General features: G+C 70.9%; 15 protein-coding genes. 2 read left to right on the top strand and 13 right to left on the bottom strand.

Annotated features, from left to right (window positions below):
* Positions 1 to 72: 72 nt before the first annotated feature.
* The 13 genes from ACIRB1_RS15425 to ACIRB1_RS15365 form a co-directional block, all read right to left on the bottom strand.
* Complete coding sequence (locus ACIRB1_RS15425; RefSeq protein WP_403466210.1) at positions 73 to 1,218, bottom strand: homoserine O-acetyltransferase; 1,146 nt, start codon at positions 1,216 to 1,218, stop codon at positions 73 to 75.
* Positions 1,215 to 2,576, bottom strand: a complete 1,362-nt coding sequence (locus tag ACIRB1_RS15420; protein WP_403465877.1) for a bifunctional o-acetylhomoserine/o-acetylserine sulfhydrylase — start codon at positions 2,574 to 2,576, stop codon at positions 1,215 to 1,217. The genes ACIRB1_RS15425 and ACIRB1_RS15420 overlap by 4 nt, the downstream gene beginning before the upstream one ends.
* A 306-nt stretch (positions 2,577 to 2,882) precedes the next feature.
* A complete protein-coding gene (gene ssuE, locus ACIRB1_RS15415; RefSeq protein WP_352181622.1) occupies positions 2,883 to 3,440 on the bottom strand; it encodes an NADPH-dependent FMN reductase in 558 nt (185 codons plus the stop codon).
* 55 nt (positions 3,441 to 3,495) lie between these two features.
* Complete coding sequence (locus ACIRB1_RS15410) at positions 3,496 to 4,251, bottom strand: alpha/beta hydrolase (protein ID WP_403465876.1); 756 nt, start codon at positions 4,249 to 4,251, stop codon at positions 3,496 to 3,498.
* A gap of 1 nt (position 4,252) precedes the next feature.
* Entirely contained in the window at positions 4,253 to 5,287 is a 1,035-nt protein-coding gene (locus ACIRB1_RS15405; protein WP_403465875.1) for an LLM class flavin-dependent oxidoreductase, read from the bottom strand.
* A gap of 15 nt (positions 5,288 to 5,302) precedes the next feature.
* The gene (locus ACIRB1_RS15400) at positions 5,303 to 6,643 is read right to left on the bottom strand and encodes an LLM class flavin-dependent oxidoreductase (protein ID WP_403465874.1); all 1,341 of its coding nucleotides are present in this window, start codon (positions 6,641 to 6,643) and stop codon (positions 5,303 to 5,305) included.
* A gap of 37 nt (positions 6,644 to 6,680) precedes the next feature.
* Complete coding sequence (locus ACIRB1_RS15395) at positions 6,681 to 7,547, bottom strand: ABC transporter ATP-binding protein (RefSeq protein WP_403465873.1); 867 nt, start codon at positions 7,545 to 7,547, stop codon at positions 6,681 to 6,683.
* The gene (locus ACIRB1_RS15390; protein WP_403465872.1) at positions 7,544 to 8,533 is read right to left on the bottom strand and encodes an ABC transporter ATP-binding protein; all 990 of its coding nucleotides are present in this window, start codon (positions 8,531 to 8,533) and stop codon (positions 7,544 to 7,546) included. Before ACIRB1_RS15390 ends, ACIRB1_RS15395 begins: the two co-directional genes overlap by 4 nt.
* Entirely contained in the window at positions 8,533 to 9,450 is a 918-nt protein-coding gene (locus ACIRB1_RS15385; RefSeq protein WP_352181628.1) for an ABC transporter permease, read from the bottom strand. The genes ACIRB1_RS15390 and ACIRB1_RS15385 overlap by 1 nt, the downstream gene beginning before the upstream one ends.
* Before the next feature lie 2 nt (positions 9,451 to 9,452).
* A complete protein-coding gene (locus ACIRB1_RS15380; protein ID WP_403465871.1) occupies positions 9,453 to 10,484 on the bottom strand; it encodes an ABC transporter permease in 1,032 nt (343 codons plus the stop codon).
* A gap of 101 nt (positions 10,485 to 10,585) precedes the next feature.
* On the bottom strand, positions 10,586 to 12,145 hold the full coding sequence (locus tag ACIRB1_RS15375; protein WP_403465870.1) for an ABC transporter substrate-binding protein: 1,560 nt from the start codon (positions 12,143 to 12,145) through the stop codon (positions 10,586 to 10,588).
* A gap of 580 nt (positions 12,146 to 12,725) precedes the next feature.
* Positions 12,726 to 13,847, bottom strand: coding sequence for a DsbA family protein (locus tag ACIRB1_RS15370; protein ID WP_403465869.1), 1,122 nt, complete (start codon positions 13,845 to 13,847; stop codon positions 12,726 to 12,728).
* Positions 13,844 to 14,329: an RrF2 family transcriptional regulator gene (locus tag ACIRB1_RS15365; protein WP_403465868.1), complete on the bottom strand. Its 486-nt coding sequence runs from the start codon at positions 14,327 to 14,329 to the stop codon at positions 13,844 to 13,846. Before ACIRB1_RS15365 ends, ACIRB1_RS15370 begins: the two co-directional genes overlap by 4 nt.
* Positions 14,330 to 14,492: 163 nt before the next feature.
* On the opposite strand from ACIRB1_RS15365, the gene ACIRB1_RS15360 reads away from it, so the two are divergent.
* Positions 14,493 to 14,999 (top strand): cupin domain-containing protein, encoded by a 507-nt coding sequence (locus ACIRB1_RS15360; RefSeq protein ID WP_403465867.1) that lies wholly within the window; start codon positions 14,493 to 14,495, stop codon positions 14,997 to 14,999.
* A gap of 813 nt (positions 15,000 to 15,812) precedes the next feature.
* Complete coding sequence (locus ACIRB1_RS15355; RefSeq protein WP_403465866.1) at positions 15,813 to 16,646, top strand: PIG-L family deacetylase; 834 nt, start codon at positions 15,813 to 15,815, stop codon at positions 16,644 to 16,646.
* Positions 16,647 to 16,852 lie beyond the last annotated feature (206 nt).

Here is a 16,852-nt window from a genome sequence, read left to right as displayed (position 1 = left end):
TGTCTAGTCCATTTCCCGGTTCGCCATAGGAGTTCACGCGCGGAAGCTGCCATGTCCGGAGTCACTCAGCGGTCAGCCGACGAGTTCGCGTACGAGCGAGGCCACTTGCTCCGTCTCGATCAGGAACCCGTCGTGGCCGTACGGCGACTCGATCACCCGGGGCCGGTCCGCCGAGGGAATCCCGGCCGCCAACTCGGCCTGCTGGTACGGCGGATAGAGCCGGTCGGAGTCCACCCCGGCGACCAGGGTCCGGGCCTTCACCCGGCGCAGCGCGGCACGTGTTCCACCCCGTTCGCGGCCGATGTCGTGGCTGTTCATGGCCTCCGACAGCGTGACGTAGCTGCCCGCGTCGAAACGGCGTACCAACTTGGCCGCGTGGTGGTCGAGATACGACTGGACCTGGTACCGGCCGCCGTCCCACGGGTCCTCCGCACCCTGCGCCGCACGGCCGAAGCGGACCGCCAACTCCGGCTCGCTGCGGTAGGTGACGTGGGCCAGGCGCCGGGCCAGCCCGAGTCCCGCGTCGGGTCCCCGGCCGGTGTCGTGGTAGTCGCCGCCGTGCCAGTGCGGGTCCGAACGGACGGCGTGCAGCTGGATGTCGGCCCATGCGATCTGCTCGGCGCTCGCCGACGCGGTGGTGGCGAGCAGCAGAAGCGCAGCCGTCCGCTCCGGGTACGTCACGGCCCACTCCAGGGCCCGCATCCCGCCCATGGACCCGCCGACCACCAACGCCCAGCGCTCGACGCCCAGTTCATCCGCGAGACCGGCCTCCACGGCGACCTGGTCGCGCTGGGTCAGGAACGGGAAGGCCCCGCCCCACCGCCGTCCGTCCGCACGGAGGGAGGACGGACCGGTGCTGCCCTGGCAGCCGCCGAGCACGTTCGGCGCGACCACGAACCACCGTTCCGTGTCCAGGACGCGGCCGGGTCCGACGAGCGCGTCCCACCAACCCGGGGTGGGGTGACCCGGCCCGGCGGGACCGGCGACATGACTGTCGCCGGTGAGGGCGTGCAGGACCAGCACGGCGTTCGAGCGGTCCGGCGCGAGCCGCCCCCAGGTCTCGAACGCCAGCCGCACACCGGGCAGTTCACCCCCCGCCTCCAGCGCGAGGGGCTTCTCCCTGGCATGCCACTGACGGCGCCCGGGCGGGTCCCCCACCCGCCAGGCCCCGGAGGCCGGCGGAAAGGGGACCCCTGACGGTGTCGGTACGGTGTTCAGGACGCGCCCTTGGCCGCGCGGAACCCGGCCTCCAGGTCGGCCTTCAGATCGGCGAGGTTCTCGATGCCGACCGAGAGCCGCACCAGCCCCGGCGAGGTACCGGTCGCCGCCAACTGTGCCTCGTCCAGCTGGCTGTGGGTCGTGGAAGCCGGGTGGATGATGAGGCTGCGTACGTCCCCGATGTTGGCGAGATGACTGAACAGCTCGACCGCGTCCACGAACCGCTTCCCGGCCTCGACCCCGTCCCGCAGCTCGAAGGCCAGCACCGCACCGGCACCGCGCGGAAGGTAGCGCCGCCCCGCTTCGTACCAGGGGTTGGACTCCAGTCCCGGGTAGTGGACGGCGGCCACCTCGTCGCGCTGCTCCAGCCACTCGGCCAGGGCCTGCGCGTTGGACGAGTGCCGTTCGATGCGCAGACTCAGCGTCTCCACGCCCTGAAGGAGCAGGAACGCCGAGTGCGGTGAGATCGCCGGGCCGAGGTCGCGCAGCAGCTGCACCCGCAGCTTGACCGCGAAGGCGCCCGGGCCGAGCGCCGGCCAGTACCGCAGACCGTGGTAACTGGGGTCCGGCTCGCTGAAGTCGGGGAACCGTTCCGCGTGCGCGCCGAAGTCGAAGGTGCCGCCGTCGACCACGACACCGGCGATGGTGGTGCCGTGCCCGCCGAGGAACTTCGTCGCCGAGTGGACGACGATGTCGGCGCCGTGCTCGATCGGCCGCAGCAGGTACGGCGTCGGCACGGTGTTGTCGACGATCAGCGGTACGCCCGCCCCGTGTGCGACATCCGCGACCGCACGGACGTCGAGGACGTTGCCGCGCGGATTGCCGAGCGTCTCGGCGAACAGGGCCTTCGTGTTCGGCCGGATCGCCGCCCGCCACGCCTCGGCGTCGTCCGGGTCGTCGACGAACGACACGTCGATGCCGAACTTCGGCAGCGTGTGCCGGAAGAGGTTGTACGTACCGCCGTACAGGGACGTACTGGAGACGAGGTGGTCGCCCGCGGACGCCACCGTCAGGATCGCGAGGGTCTCGGCGGCCTGCCCGGACGCGAGGGCGACCGCGGCGACTCCGCCTTCGAGGGCGGCGACGCGCTGCTCGAAGACGTCCTGTGTGGGGTTGTGGATGCGGGTGTAGATGTTGCCGGGCTCGGCCAGCGCGAACAGGTCCGCCGCGTGCTGGGTGTCGCGGAAGACGAACGAGCTGGTCCGGTAGATCGGCGTCGCCCGCGCCCCGGTCGTCGGGTCCGGTACCGCACCGGCGTGAACCTGCTTGGTCTCGAACGACCAGGCCGAGGTGTCGGGGCCTGCGGGCTCGTCCTCGGGGGTGTGACCCGCGGCGACGGAGTCGATGGGCTGGCTCATGGTTCTCCCTTGTGCGGAGCGTGCGGGGTGCTGGGGTGCGTGGCACGACCGCGGGACCGCCGCCCCGACCGGAGGACGGCAGGACGGAGGACGGCGCGGCGCGATGGTGAGGAGGGGGATCGGCTGCCGGAGCGGAGCGTCAGCTCGCGGCGGAACACCCCGTGCTGGTGACACGCACGTAGTCGACGTGGCGGCGGGTCACGAGCACGGTCATAGCGTGAGAGAACCACAGGCGGTGCCGGAGGACCAGCGTGACGTGGGCAGTTGAAACACGACTGCCACAACCACGCCGGCCCCCGGGTGCCGTCACCCCGTGGAGGCGAGCACCGCCGTGTAACCGCCCAACGCGCGCGAGAAGTGGTCCGTGACCTGCTCCAGCGCCGTCGCGGTCGCGGACGCCACGGTCAGCGTGCCGTCCTCGCCGACCGTGATGTCCTTGTCGAGCGTGAACCACCCCGGCACGATGTGCGACGGCCCCATGGAACTCAGCACCGGACGCAGCGCGTAGTCGATCGCCAGCACATGGGCCGTGCTGCCGCCCGTGGCCAGCGGCAGCACCGTCTTGCCGGTCAGCGCGTACTGCGGGAGCAGATCGAGGAGCGACTTCAGCAGGCCCGAATACGCTGCTTTGTAGACCGGTGTGCCGATCACCACCCCGTCCGCCTGCTCGAACAGCGCCGTGGCGGCGGCGATCGCCGGATGCCCGAAGTCGGCGCCCAGCAACGCCTGCGCGGGCAGCGTGCGCACCTCCAGCGGGGTCACGTCATGGCCTTGGAGGCGGAGCCGGTCGTCCAGGTGACGCAGGAGGCGGGTGGTGCGTGAGGTGGGGGAGGGGCTGCCGGAAACGGACAGGATCGAGGCCATGACGGACCTTCCGTGATCGGGGTTCGGACGACGGACCGAGCGGGCGGCCGAACGCTCACCAGGCGCTCGACCGCACCGTGACCAGCGGCCGCAGATCGTTGCGCAGCGTCTCCAGGAACGTGACGACCTCGGCGGCCACCGAACGGTGCTGGAGGTCGTTCAGCACATCGTGATGAGCACCGTGCACGACCGAAAGCCGCGCGCTGGCACGGGACTTGGCGGCATGTGCGAGCGCCTCGTGATCGGCGAGCGGATCGGCGTCACCGACCAGCAGCAGAGTCGGTACGGCGGTCTTGCTGTCGTAGGCGGCGCCGAGCACGGCCTCCGGCACCACCTCGTCGAGCGAACCGCGCCGCACCTCGGGGTCCTCCGTGAGGGCGCCCCGGTGGGTGGGGCACGCGGTGCGGACGTCGAGTTCCTCGTCCCAGGTGCCGGCGGTCGCGGTGGTGCCGGGGGAGCGGCCGGGCAGGCCCGCGAGGACGACGGCGTCGGGCCGGACGCCGGGTTCCCGGTCGAGCAGCGTGGCCACGGCGGCGGCGCCCGAATCGGCGCCGACGAGGACGAGCGGTCGTACGACACCGTCGTCCGCGGCCGTGTCCTCGGCCGCTTCGGAGAGCCGGGCGGCGAGCGCGGTCAGGTCCTCGGTGTCGAGATCGGGGGCGTCGACGATCCGGACCCGGTAGGCGTCGGCGGCGAGCCGCCTGCCGAAGCGGGTGTAGGTCGAGTGGGTCTCGCCCCGGCCGGGCACGATCAGGACCGTGCCCCGGACGCGCAGGCCCTCGGGGCCGAAGTAGTCGCTGTACTGGGTCATTTCACACTCCTGCGGATACGATCGAGGCCGTCGGCGCGGGCTGCCAGCCCAACGCCGGTGCCACCTCGGTCGCGATGAGTTCGAGGGCACGGACGGCCGCGTCGTGGTTGGGGACGGCGGGGTTGAACTGGGTGATCAGGTCCGTCGCGACGGGCAGCACCCGCTCCTGCCCGAGCGCCGCGACGATCTCATCGGGATGGCCGTAGAAGGAGTGGAAGCGGCGCAGCGCCTCGTCCTGGCCGAGGCCCTTGGGGAACGCGCCGTGCTCCGCCATCCGCAAGGCCGCCCGGTGGACGTCGTCGCCGATCGCCGCGAGTGCGGTCCGCCGGTCCTTGGCCGGGAACACGAACCGCGACAGGCCGATGCGCGGGCGCCGCGGCTCCTTCCAGGCGGCCAAGTAGGCGTCCGCCCATGGGCGTTGGACCTCGTCGGTGGGTGCGTCGAAGCCGTAGGCCGCCCGGTTGAGCAGCAGATTCGAACCGCCCCGCGCGGCGAACGCGGCGCCCCGCCCGCTGAACACCCCTTGCCAGACACGGTCGTCGAAGTCGCTGGGCCGGGGCTGGATGCGGAAGCCGGGCGTGCCCACCTCGCGCCGGTCCAGCGCCTGTCGGACGATGTCGAGGTGCTCGCTGGTCAGTTCACGCTTGCGGGCCACGTCCTTGCCGAACGCGGCGTACTCCACCGCGCTTGACCCGCTGCCCACGCCGAGCTCAACCCGGCCACAGCTGAGTGTGTCGACGGTGGCGATGTCCTCGGCGAGCCGGACCGGATCCTCCAGGGGCAGGACGGTGATGGCGGTGCCGAGCCGGATGCGGGTCGTGCGGGCCGCCGCGTGGGCCAGGAACGTCCACGGCGAGGACAGGCCGCCGCCCCCGAGGGGGACGTGGTGCTGGGCCACCCAGCCCACGTCGAAGCCCAACTCGTCGGCCACGACGAAGAGTTCCTGTGCATTGCGGTAGGTGCGGGCGATGTCGTCGTCACGGCCCTGGACATGGGTGAGGAAACCGAGCCGGAAGCGTGGCCTCTCGCTCGTCATGGTGAGCCGGCCCTCTCAGTCGTTCACGAGCTGGCGCTCGCGGGAGTGACGGTTGGCCGGGATCGGCAGGCCGAGGTTGCCGCGCAGGGTGTCGGACGTGTACTCGGTGCGGAACAGGCCCCGCTTCTGGAGGAGCGGGACGACGCTGTCGACGAAGTAGTTCAGCTCCTCCTCGGTGCGGAAGGCGAGGTTGAAGCCGTCGAGGGCGCGCGCGTCGAACCACTGCTGGATGGTGTCGGCCACCGTCCGCGGGTCCCCGACGAACGGCGACTGCCGGAACTGGTTGATGGACTCCGCCACTTGACGCAGTGTCAGGTTCTCGGCCCTGGCCCGTGCGATGAGCTGCGTGGCCCCCGTGCGCCCGCCCTTCTCGGCGAGGTGGGCGACATCGGGGAAGGGCGCGTCCAGGTCGTGCACGCTGAAGTCGTACGCCCCGAAGGACCGGCCCAGCAGCGCCAGGTTGCGGTCGAAGTCGTCGTCCTCATCGAAGATCTCCCGCTCCCGGCGGCGGGCCGCCTCGTCGGTGGCGGCGACGACCGGGCCGCCGTGGATGAGGATCTTGACGTGCTCGGGGTCACGGCCGTAGGCGGCGGTGCGCTTCTTGACGTCGGCGTAGTAGTCCCGCGCCGATTCCAGGGTGCCCCCGGGCGCGAAGATGCCCTCGGCGACCTGCGCCGCGAGATCACGGCCCTCCTCGGACACCCCGGCCTGGAAGATCACCGGCTGGCCCTGCGGGGAGCGGGAGAGGTTCAGCGGACCCGCGATCTTGAAGTGCTCGCCCTCGTGGTCGAGTCCGTGCAGCTTCGCCGGGTCGAGGAACACGCCCCGCTCGACGTCCGCCGGGAACGCGTCGTCCTCGTACGAGTCCCACAGCCCCTGCGCCACCTGCACGAACTCCAGGGCGCGGCCGTAGCGGGTGGAGTAGTCGAGGTGCTCGTCGAGTCCGAAGTTCCGCGCGGTACCGGTGTCGAAGCTCGTCACCACGTTCCAGCCGGCCCGGCCGCCGCTGATGTGGTCGAGCGAGGCGAAGCGGCGGGCCAGGTTGAAGGGCGAGTTGTACGTCGAGCTGGCCGTGCCCACCAGGCCCAGATGCTTCGTGTGGGTCGCCACGGCCGACAACAGGGTGAGCGGTTCGAGGCGGTTGAGATAGTGCGCCGGGTAGGTGGAGTTGATGAACTGGCTGTCGACGATGAACAGGGCGTCGAACAGGGCGTGTTCGGCCGTCTGCGCCAACCGGATGTAGTAGTTGATGTCGATGCTGGCGTTCTTCGCGACGCGCGGGTCCTTCCACAGACCGTGCTGGCCGGGGCCGCCCACGCCGTAGGGGTGCAGGGCGAGGTGGAGCGTGCGGGACATGGCAGTTCCTTGTCTGTCAGCGGCAGTTGAGGGGGTGTCAGGCGTGCAGAAGGGCACGCAGGGCCTCGCGTTCGGCACGGTCGGCAGCCGCGCTGTGCAGGGTGGGCGCGGACCGGACGAGCAGGCGCGTGTAGGGGTGTTGGGGTTGGTTGATGACGTCGCCGGTGGCGCCGACCTCGACCGACTCGCCCTGGTACAGCACCGCGATCCGGTCGGCGACGCCGGCGACGGAGCCGAGGTCGTGGGAGATGAAGACGAGGGCCACCCCGTCGGCGCGGAGCTCCTTGAGGATCTGGAGTATCTGCACGCGGTTCGCGGAGTCGAGGGCGCTGACCGGTTCGTCGAGGATCACGAGACGCGGTTCGGTCACCAACGCCCGTGCCACCGCGACCCGTTGACGCTGACCGCCGGACAACTCACCCGGCAGCCGGTCGAGCAGCCCGGGGGAGAGCCGTACCCGGTCGAGGAACGCCCGCACCCGCGCCGCCGCCTCCTGCCGTGACACGCCCTGGATCAGGAGGGGTTCGGCCAGCGAGGCCTCGATCGTCACGTCCGGATCGAGACTGCGCAGCGGGTCCTGGAAGACGTACTGGATGACTCCGCGCCGCCGCAGCGCGCGCCACTGGCGAGGGCCGTACGCGCCGACCTCCTCGCCGTCGATCACGATCGACCCGCCCGAGGCGCGCACCAGCCCGAGCGCGGCCCGCGCGAGCGTCGACTTGCCGGAGCCGGTCTCCCCGATGATGCCGACGGTCTCGCCCGGGGCGATGCTCAGGGAGACCCGGTTCAGGGCCCGGCGGCGGCGCCGACGGGAGCCGTAGTGGACCTCCAAGTCGACGATGTTCAGGACGGGTTGGGTCGGTTGCGTGGGCTGCGGCGCCGGGGGGCGGTCGGTGGTGCTCATGCGTCCTCCTCTTCGGCGTCCAGAGTCTCTACGGCGTCCTCGGCCTCGCCAGGGCCGACGGCGAGGAACTTGTCCAGGCCGTACTGCTCGTGCTCGGCGATCAGGAGCCGGGTGTACGCGTGCTGGGGGTTGTGCAACACCTCGTGCGTCGGGCCCTGTTCGACGACCTCGCCCTGCCGCATGACGAGCACCTCGTCGCAGAGCTGGGCGACGACGGCCAGGTCGTGGGAGACCAGGACGAGGGCGAGGCCGGTACGTTCGCGCAGGTCGGCCAGCAGGTCGAGGATCTCGGCCTGGACGGTGACATCGAGCGCGGTCGTGGCCTCGTCGGCGATGAGGATGCGCGGGTCGGCGGCGATCGCGGCGGCGATGAGCACGCGTTGGAGCATGCCGCCGGACAGCTCGTAGGTGTACTGGCCGTAGACGAGTTCGGGGTCGCGCAGATGGACCGTGCGGAGCAGGTCGATCGCCCCCTGGCGGGCCGCGCGCCGCTTCAGGCCCTTCTTCACCCGGAGCACCTCGGCGATCTGGGCGCCCACCCGGATCGAGGGGTTGAGGTACGACGCCGGGTCCTGGAAGACCGCGCTGATCGTGGCGCCGCGCAGGGCCGTCCACTGAGCGGAGGTGAGCCCGGAGATGTCCTGGCCGTCGATCTCGATCGAGCCGCCGGTGACCTCGAAGTGGGCGGGCAGGATGCCCAGCGTGGCCCGGCAGGTGAGCGTCTTGCCGCTGCCGGACTCGCCGACGATGCCGACCGTCCTGCCGGGCGTCAGCGTGAAGGTGACGCCGTGGACGATCTCCTGGCCGGCGGCCTGGTCGCTGATGCGGATGTCCCGTACGGAGAGGACGGGTGTTGACGGGGCGGGAGCTGAAGGGGTCGGACGGTGTCCGGGCTGAGCCGTGGCGGTGCCAACGCCGGTGCCGTCGGTTACGGCTCCGGTGTTCTGCTCGGCGTCGGTGAGGACCTTCTCGGAGAGGGTTGCCATCACGCACCTCCGGCGTGAACGTTCGCGAGGTCGGAGCCGGAGCCGCTCTGTGTCTCGGCCCCGGAGAGTCGATTGGCGCGCGCCCTGCGGTTGTTGACCAGGGCGCGGCCCGCTTCGCCGGAGACGTCGCGGATCGCGTCGGCGAGGAGGTTGCACGCCCAGACGGTGACCATGATGAGCAGGGCGGGGATCAGCGGCGCCCACGGCTTCTGGGTGAGATAGCCGAGGTCCGAGGCGAGCAGGCCGCCCCAGGTGGGTGCGGGCGGCTGGACGCCGATGCCGAGGAAGGTCAGCGTCGAGACGATGACGAAACCGACGCCGATGGTCTGGGCGAGCGCGACCGCGATCGGCGGCAGTACCTTCACCCAGACATGCCGCCGCACGACCCACCCGATGGACGCACCGGAGATGAGCGCCGCCTCCACGTACGGCGAGCGGGCCACGGCCAGCGTGGCGGCGCGGGCCACCCGGTAGAACAACGGGGATACCAACACGCCGGTGACCAGCATCGCTTGGGTGATGCCGTTGCCGAGCAGCGCGACCACGGCGACCGCGAACAGCAGGAAGGGCAGGGCGACAAGGGTGTCGGTCAGCCGGAGGGTGACCCATTCGAAGACCCGGCCGAAGTACACCGACAGGATGCCGGGGATCGCCCCGACTCCCAGTGCGGTGAGGGCGACTTCGAGCGAGCCGAGGACGCTGACCCGGGAGCCGTCGAGCAGTCGGCTGAGCACATCGCGGCCGAGGTAGTCGGTGCCGAGCCAGTGCGCGCCCGATGCGTCGGCGAGGGTGTCGGAGCTGGTGGCCAGCGGGTCGTGGGGCGCGATGAACGGCCCGAGGACGGCGAGCAGGGCGATCACGGTCAGGATCACCAGCGCGATCCGGCCGGACGTGAGGGAGAGCACGCGGCGCACCATGGTCACACCCCCCGCTGGGACGCCGGCGTCACACGCGCCAGCACCAGGTTGACAATCAGGTTGAAGGCGACGACCAGGACGATCGACACCACCAGCACCCCCTGCACGGCCGGTACGTCACCGGCCTGCGCGGAGTCGTTGGCGAACCGGCCGAAGCCCTGGAGCCCGAAGATCCACTCGGTGACGACGGAGGCGCCGACGAGCGTCGGGAACTTCAGGCCCAGCGTGGCGAGTGCCGGACCCAGTCCGTTGCGCAGCACATGGCCGAGGAAGATCCGCCGCGGACTGAGCCCCCGTACGACCGCGCCCGTCACGTAGTTCTCGCGGTAGGCCGCGATGAGGCTCGTGCGCAGTTGCCGGGCGACATCGGCGACGACGTCGAAGCTCAACGCGACCGCGGGCAGGGTGATATGGGCGAGCCATGGCCCGAGCCCCTGCGCCGCCGGGACGTAGCCGGCGGACGGGAACACATGCAGTCCCACCGCGAACACCGCGACCAGTACGATCCCGACGACGAAGGCCGGCATCACCGAGATCACCGTCACGAAGCCGGTGATCGCACGGTCGACCCAGGTCGTACGGCGCAGCGCGGCGAGCGTGCCGAGGCCGAAGCCCGCGATCACGCCGATGATCAGCGCGAAGAACGCCACCGACAGACTCACGCCCAGGCCGAGGCCGATGAGGGTGGAGATGTCGGCGCCGTTGGTCCAGCTGGTGCCGAGCTGCCCGTGCAGCACCCCGCCCAGCCAGTCGGCGTACTGGACCAGGAAGGGCCGGTTGAGACCCCACTGTGCCTCGACTCTCGCAACCGCCGCGGGAGTTGCTTCCTCGCCCAGCTGGATCCGCGCCGGGCTGAGCCCGCTCAGTGACCGCAGCGCGAACGTCACGAACGTCGCGACCAGGAACACGGGCACGAAGATCGCGATCGACCGGGCGAGGGTGACCAGGACGCGGCCCACGGTGTGCCGCGCCCCGGTCGTGGCGACCCGGTGACGGACGTCGGGTGGTGTGGCCGGTGCCTCCGTCGTCGTCATGGCTTGCCCCCTCTCTGTAGTGACCTGTAGTGACCTGTAGTGAGCTGTTGGGATGCGCAGAGGCCGTATCGACCTTTTACGACAGTGGAGTTGACGGAGTGTCAGTTCGTGCCGATGGTCACGCCGGTCCAGTCGATGTGGGCCGGGTTCTTGGGCAGGGCGGAGATGGACTTGCTCTTGGCGATGAGGTTGGGCGACGAGTAGGTGAAGACCAGCGCCTTGCTCTCCAGGCCGGCCCGGGTCGCCGCCTGGAGGACCTTCGTGTAGTCGGGCGAGTCCAGCGGGGTCTGCCGCACCTTGGCGATGGCCGCCTCGAAGCCTGAAGGCTCGTACGGTGAGCTGAGGTTGAGGGGGCCGTTCGGGCCGAAGTGCGCGGTGAGGGTCTGTGCGGCGGAGTCACGCCCCGTCGTCCCGTAGAGGGAGAGCGTCAGGTCCTTGGCGAAGAACGGGGTCGCCCAGTTCTTGTCGACCTTGATGTCGACGGTGATGCCGACCTTCGCCAACTGTGCCTGGACGACCTCGGCTTGGGGGTCCTCGGCGGGGATGACGAGGACCAGCTTGATCTGGCCGGCCCGGTAACCGGCCTCGGAGAGCAGCTGCTTGGACTTCGCCGGGTCGTAGGCGTAGTCGTTGGCGGACTGCGGGTCGTAGGCCACGTAGCCCTTGGGGAACGGCTGGTTCGTCGCCGAGCCGTAGCCGAAGGTCAGCTTGTCCACGAACTCCTGGCGGTTGATGGCGTAGCGGACCGCGTCGACGACCTTGGCGTTGTTGAACGGCGCCTTGTTCACGTTGAGGCTGATGTTGTTGGCGTTGAAGCCGGGCTGGACGAAGACGTCGAGTCCGGCCTTCTTGGCGGCCTCGGCCTGACTGGGCGCGATGTCGGCGAAGTTGTAGACGCCGGTCTGGAGTCCGGAGACGACCGTCGCCGCGTCGGGCGCCGAGGTCAGCTCGACGTTGTCGATGTGGATGTTCTTGGCGTCCCAGTAGTCCGGGTTCTTCTTCAGGAGGACCTTGGTGCCCGGTACGAGCTGCGTGACGGTGAACGGGCCCGCGCCGACCGGGTTCTGGTCCAGCTTCGTGGGTGACGCCGCCGCCTTCGGGCTGGCGATCTGGAGGACGCGTTCGCCCAGGAGCTGGGGGATCTGGTAGTCGACCTGGCTGAGGTGGAGCACCGCGTCCAGTCCGTCGGCGTCCACCGACTTGATCGAGGTGAGGTCGCCGAACAGCGCGGAGTTCTTCTGTTTCTGGGCGCGCACGATGGCTGCCTTCACGGCGGTCGCGTCCACCGGCGTACCGTCGCTGAACGTGAGGCCGGGGCGCAGATGGAAGGTGATCTGATCGCCCTTGGTGTTGTACTCCCAGCTCTTGGCCAGGTCGGGCACGGCCTTGCCGGTCGCGTCCGTACGGGTCAACGAGGCGTAGACCAGGGCGAGTTCGCGGAACTGGGCGCCACTGCCGCCGACGACCGGGTCCCAGTGGGTGGGGAAGTAGGAGGAGGCCCACTTCAGCGTGGCACCGCCGCCGGCCGTCGAGGCGTCGCCGCCGCAGGCGCTGAGCGCGGGGACGAGCACGGTGGCGAGGGCGGTCCCCAGTGCGGCGGCGCGCAGCCGGCCGGGGCGGAAGGCCGTCCGAGGGCTGCGGGGCGTGAGTCGTCCGGGCATCTTGGTTTCTTTCTTCGAGGGCTTCCGGCCGCGCCGTGGCAGCGGAGGAGAGCGCGGGGCGGCGGAAGCGGGGTGAGGTGCGGCGAGAGATGAGCGGGGTGCTGCGGAAGAAGGGCGGAAGCGGCTGACCCGAGGGCCGGACATCACGCGGACCGGGACGACGGGCATGCCGGTGCGGCTTCGAGGCGCACGGGGGCATGCCGCGCCCAGGGCAGGAGGCGTCGGCGGAGCACGGAAGACAGCCGGGATACGGAGGCGGAGAGACGGCGGCGAAGCGCGAAGGGAGCGGCGCGGGAGGACGGGCGCCGGTCGGCGAGGCGGTGGGGCGCCGGTGCCAACGGGGGCGCGGTCAGGCGCCAGTGGGCCGGGGGCGGCGGGTCAGCGACAGAGAGCGCTACAGGTGCGCCGCAGGTCCACGTAGCGGCACACCACACCGGGGTGCGTCGTGAGCATGCTGCACATCCTGGGGCCGTCCGTCGGCGGCTGTCAATGGACACCAATTGGTGTCTCATTCGGCGGGACGATCCCGGGGACGGCCTTTGAGGGACGCCGGGACGGTGCCTGACCCCTGATCAGAGGGCTAGCGGGGTGCGGTGGTTCGCGAGGGAGCGGTGGCGGGGTGCACGGCGGCCTCGTCCGGGTGGAGCCACAGGGGGCCGTTGGCGGTGTCCACGCGGACGGTGCCGGGCGGGGGCCAGGGGGCCGCGTCGGTGAGGTGGATGCGTTCGGGGTCGGTGAGGGTGCGGTAGTGGGCGAGGGCTGTCGCCGGGGGGAGCGGTGTGGGTGCGAGCGCAGGCCGGAGCGGTGAGGCGGGATGCGGTGCGGTGGGTGCGGGAAACAGCCCGCGGCTCAGCTCGGTGACGGCCGCGACGTACTCCTCGTACGGGCGCCAGCCGGGGACGACGCGGTGTCCGGCGGCGGTGCGCACGAGCAACGTCGGCAGTGCGTAACGGCGTTGACCGTCCGAGGCCTCTTTGGCGGCACCGGGATGGGGCGAGTCGCCACCGCGTACCGACAGCACCTCGGCCACGGGGCGACGCGCTTCGGCGTGGTCGGCGCGTACCTGCGCCAGCACCTCGGCCGACGCCGCGTCGGCCGCCAAACGCTCCGCGTCGAGACCCGGTACGCCCGACACCGCGGCCAGCGCCGACTCGGGGGTGTCCGCGGGTTCCCCGAGCACGAACACGCTCTCCCGCAGCCGCCGTAGGACCCGGTCGGCGACTTCCGTGCCCTGCGCCTCGGCGGCCTTGGCGACCAGTGAGGCCGGCCAGGAACTCGCGGCGACACGGCTCAGCCGTAGCGCTCGCGGTGCGTGGGTGTGTGCGCTGATCTCCTCGACGTAGCGCGCGTACCAGGCGGTCTCCGCGGCGGGATCGGGGGCGGGGTCGTCGTCGTGGTCGAAGAGGATGCAGTAGACGCGGCGCCAGTGGACGCGGTCGTCGTCGGTCAGTGCTGCGCGGAGGCGGCGGAAGACGGGTTCGGACCCCCAGGCCCAGGGACACAGGGGGTCGGTGTACTCGACGATGTCGAGGGCGCCGGGGCTGTCGCGGGGGCCGCGTCCGTCAAGGCTGTTGGGGTCGGCGAGGGCGCCGGTGGCTTCGTGGTGTCCGGTGACGTCGCGGGTCTCGTAGTCCTCGCGGCCCTCGGTAACTTCGGCGCCGCCGGTGACTCCCGTGTCCGGCCGGTCGGTGTCCGGCGTCATGCGGCTCCCTGGTGGCTCAGGTGCTCGCCCGGTGAGTGTTCGTGTTCGGCGGCGCTTTCGTCGTCGCCGTTCGCGTCCGTCGCCGTGGCGGGCAGCAGTGTGGCCAGGGTCGTGCCGCCGAGGATGGCGGCGGCCTCGGCCTCGACACGGCGCCACACTCCGGGCAGGCCGGAGGCGGGGCCGGGGTAGTCGAGTCCGGCCAGGGGTTCGCTGCGGAGGGTGATCAACTCCCCGTCCACCGCACGGGCGACGTCCAGCAGCGTGATCTCGGCAGCGGGCCGGCCGAGCCAGTACCCGCCCTCACAGCCACGCTGGCTGCGGACCAGACCGGCTCTGCGCAACTCGCCCACCACGGACTTCAGGAACCGGAACGGGATCTGCTGCGAGGAGGCGATCGCCTCGCACGTGAGCGGACGGGCAGGTTCGCAGGCGAGCTCCAGGAGGGCCCGCGTGGCGTAGTCCGCCTTCGCGGAAATATGCATGCGCACATGATGCCCGACGCGGGCCCGGTCACGAGGGCTTCCCGGGGTACCCCTCACGCGTTCCCCGCATCCGCCCCTCGTACATTGCGGGAACATTGCCGCAGGTGAAGGGCAATGGATACCTCTTGACATCCTTTTCGTGGCGGCTCTAGCGTCGCCCACCATGAGCGAGCCGCTGACAACCCCCGGCGAAGGTTTCCACCCCCATCTCCACGATGCCCCAGGCGAGTCGGCGGCCCCCCTGCGCACCCGCCTGCACCACGTCCGCGCCGACGCCCTCGACGGCGACACCGCGCAGAGCGGTGGCATGCGCAGGTTCGCGGCGGTGTCCGGCAAGACCGTCGGCTCCGAAAAACTGTGGATGGGCCAGACGCATGTAGCCCCCTCCACGGCCTCCTCGGACCACCACCACGGCGAGTCCGAGACCGCCATCTATGTGGTCAGCGGACACCCCGAGTTCGTGTTCCTCGACGACACGGGCCCGCGGCCGGAGGAGATCCGCCTGCGCACGTCTCCCGGCGACTACATCTTCGTCCCGCCGTTCGTGCCGCACCGCGAGGAGAACCCGGACCCGGCGGAAGAGGCCGTGGTGGTGATCGCACGCAGCACGCAGGAGGCGATCGTGGTGAACCTGCCGGGGCTGTACGTGCTGGGGGCCGGGGAGGACTGAGGTGTCGACGGCCTCCTCAGGATGAGGCCGAGGGAGCCTTCCCTACGGCGGCTCGGCGTTCGTGATCGCTGAGCTGAGGACAGGTTCGAACGTCGGCGGTGTTAGACCTCCAGCTGGAGCCCGGCAGGTCGGGACGCTTGTCGAAGAGACGCGGTGCTGGGATCGCCGGGCTTCGGCGACGGACCGGGCAACCGCTCCGGCCACCCGAACGGATCGATACGCGAGGCCGTCCGGCCCGTCGACGAACGCGTCCGCGGCCAGAACCACCGGATGCCACCCACTCCGTCGCGCGGTTCGCCCCGCACCACGACGAGACCATGCCCTGGTCGGCTGGGCCTCGGCGGTGCCGTGGTGATCGGCCGCGACGACGCTCCTACTCGCACCGCGAGCAGTCAGCGCGGAGAGCCCGGTCGACGCGGCGGGGCCGGCCCGCATCGCATCCGGCCGCACGCCAGCCGGGGCGGATCACGCACGCCGTGCAAGCCGCGCGGCCACAGTGATGTATGGCCCCATGTCCGTATCGGGACCTCACAGGCGGCGTCGGACGGCGGCCGGACCCCGCATGGCGTCAAGACGCACAGGTCGGGCCGGTACCTCGTTCGCGTTGAAACGCCCGCGTCTGGAAGGCTGAGAGCCCGGATCGGGAACAGTCGGTCCGGTCGGCACGGTTGCAACGGCTGAGGGACCGGCGCCGCATGGACGGGGAACACGGAGATCACGAGGTCTTCCGCCCCACCAGGGTCCGGACCCCGCGACGGCGGTATGCCCGCCGCGCATGTGAATCACGACGTATTCCTTCAGGAGGACTGTTTCATGACTGACCGGCCCTTGACGCTGATGGCAGTGCACGCCCACCCCGACGACGAGGCCACCGGAACCGGAGGAGTCCTCGCGCGCTATGCCGCGGAAGGCGTCCGCACGGTTCTCGTGACCTGTACCGACGGCGCTTGCGGGGACGGACCAGGGGGTGTCAAGCCGGGCGATCCCGGCCACGATCCGGTGGCCGTCGCCGAGATGCGCCGTCAGGAACTCGAGGCGAGCTGTGAGGTCCTGAAGATCAGCGACCTGGAGATGCTGGACTACGGCGACTCCGGAATGATGGGCTGGCCGAGCAACGACGCCCCCGGAGCCTTCTGGCAGACCCCCGTGGAGGAAGGCGCGGCCCGGCTCGCTGACCTCATGCGGCACTACCGGCCCGATGTGGTCGTCACCTACGACGAGAACGGCTTCTACGGCCACCCCGACCACATCCAGGCCCACCGCATCACGATGGCGGCGCTGGACATGATCGAGCTCACGCCGAAGGTGTACTGGACCACGATGCCCCGCTCGACGATGCACCGGTTCGGCGAGCTCATGCGCGAGTTCCACCCGGAGATGCCGGAGCCCGACCCCGCCGAACTCGCCGAGATGGCCAAGATCGGCCTTCCCGACGACGAGATCACCACCTGGGTGGACGCCACCGCGTTCAGTGGCCAGAAGTTCGACTCGCTGGCCGCGCACGCCAGTCAGGGCGACAACATCTTCTTCCTCAAGATGGGCAAGGAGAGGTTCGGCGAGTTCATGGGCACGGAGACCTTCGTACGCGTCAGGGACACCACCGACGCGGCCCTGCCCGAGAACGACCTCTTCGCCGGACTGCGCTGATCCGTACGGCAGTTGGCGCATCGGCTCGCCCGCATGATATCCCTCGGCCGTCCGACGCTCTGCTGGCACGTGCGTAACCCCCGGCGCTCCTGACGATGTCCCGGTCCGCCTCGCCGGCCGGCACGGCCTCTCACCGCGCGGCGGGCGGCCGGCGGACGCCGTGGGCGGGGTGCTGTTGACGCACGGCGGCAGCGTCACCGCCGTGG

The organism is Streptomyces sp. NPDC096013 (genome assembly GCF_044763565.1).
In the GTDB taxonomy this organism is placed as follows: domain Bacteria; phylum Actinomycetota; class Actinomycetes; order Streptomycetales; family Streptomycetaceae; genus Streptomyces.
The sequence above is the reverse complement of the archived record's forward strand: the minus strand, read 5'-3'. Positions and strand labels throughout refer to the sequence as shown.

What these genes read in the sequence shown, in the direction of transcription:
- ACIRB1_RS15420 (WP_403465877.1), bottom strand. Translation starts at nt 2,576, where the DNA reads ATGAGCCAGCCCATCGACTCCGTCGCCGCGGGTCACACCCCCGAGGAC.
- ssuE (WP_352181622.1), bottom strand. Translation starts at nt 3,440, where the DNA reads ATGGCCTCGATCCTGTCCGTTTCCGGCAGCCCCTCCCCCACCTCACGC.
- ACIRB1_RS15410 (WP_403465876.1), bottom strand. Translation starts at nt 4,251, where the DNA reads ATGACCCAGTACAGCGACTACTTCGGCCCCGAGGGCCTGCGCGTCCGG.
- ACIRB1_RS15405 (WP_403465875.1), bottom strand. Translation starts at nt 5,287, where the DNA reads ATGACGAGCGAGAGGCCACGCTTCCGGCTCGGTTTCCTCACCCATGTC.
- ACIRB1_RS15400 (WP_403465874.1), bottom strand. Translation starts at nt 6,643, where the DNA reads ATGTCCCGCACGCTCCACCTCGCCCTGCACCCCTACGGCGTGGGCGGC.
- ACIRB1_RS15395 (WP_403465873.1), bottom strand. Translation starts at nt 7,547, where the DNA reads ATGAGCACCACCGACCGCCCCCCGGCGCCGCAGCCCACGCAACCGACC.
- ACIRB1_RS15390 (WP_403465872.1), bottom strand. Translation starts at nt 8,533, where the DNA reads ATGGCAACCCTCTCCGAGAAGGTCCTCACCGACGCCGAGCAGAACACC.
- ACIRB1_RS15385 (WP_352181628.1), bottom strand. Translation starts at nt 9,450, where the DNA reads ATGGTGCGCCGCGTGCTCTCCCTCACGTCCGGCCGGATCGCGCTGGTG.
- ACIRB1_RS15380 (WP_403465871.1), bottom strand. Translation starts at nt 10,484, where the DNA reads ATGACGACGACGGAGGCACCGGCCACACCACCCGACGTCCGTCACCGG.
- ACIRB1_RS15375 (WP_403465870.1), bottom strand. Translation starts at nt 12,145, where the DNA reads ATGCCCGGACGACTCACGCCCCGCAGCCCTCGGACGGCCTTCCGCCCC.
- ACIRB1_RS15370 (WP_403465869.1), bottom strand. Translation starts at nt 13,847, where the DNA reads ATGACGCCGGACACCGACCGGCCGGACACGGGAGTCACCGGCGGCGCC.
- ACIRB1_RS15365 (WP_403465868.1), bottom strand. Translation starts at nt 14,329, where the DNA reads ATGCATATTTCCGCGAAGGCGGACTACGCCACGCGGGCCCTCCTGGAG.
- ACIRB1_RS15360 (WP_403465867.1), top strand. Translation starts at nt 14,493, where the DNA reads ATGAGCGAGCCGCTGACAACCCCCGGCGAAGGTTTCCACCCCCATCTC.
- ACIRB1_RS15355 (WP_403465866.1), top strand. Translation starts at nt 15,813, where the DNA reads ATGACTGACCGGCCCTTGACGCTGATGGCAGTGCACGCCCACCCCGAC.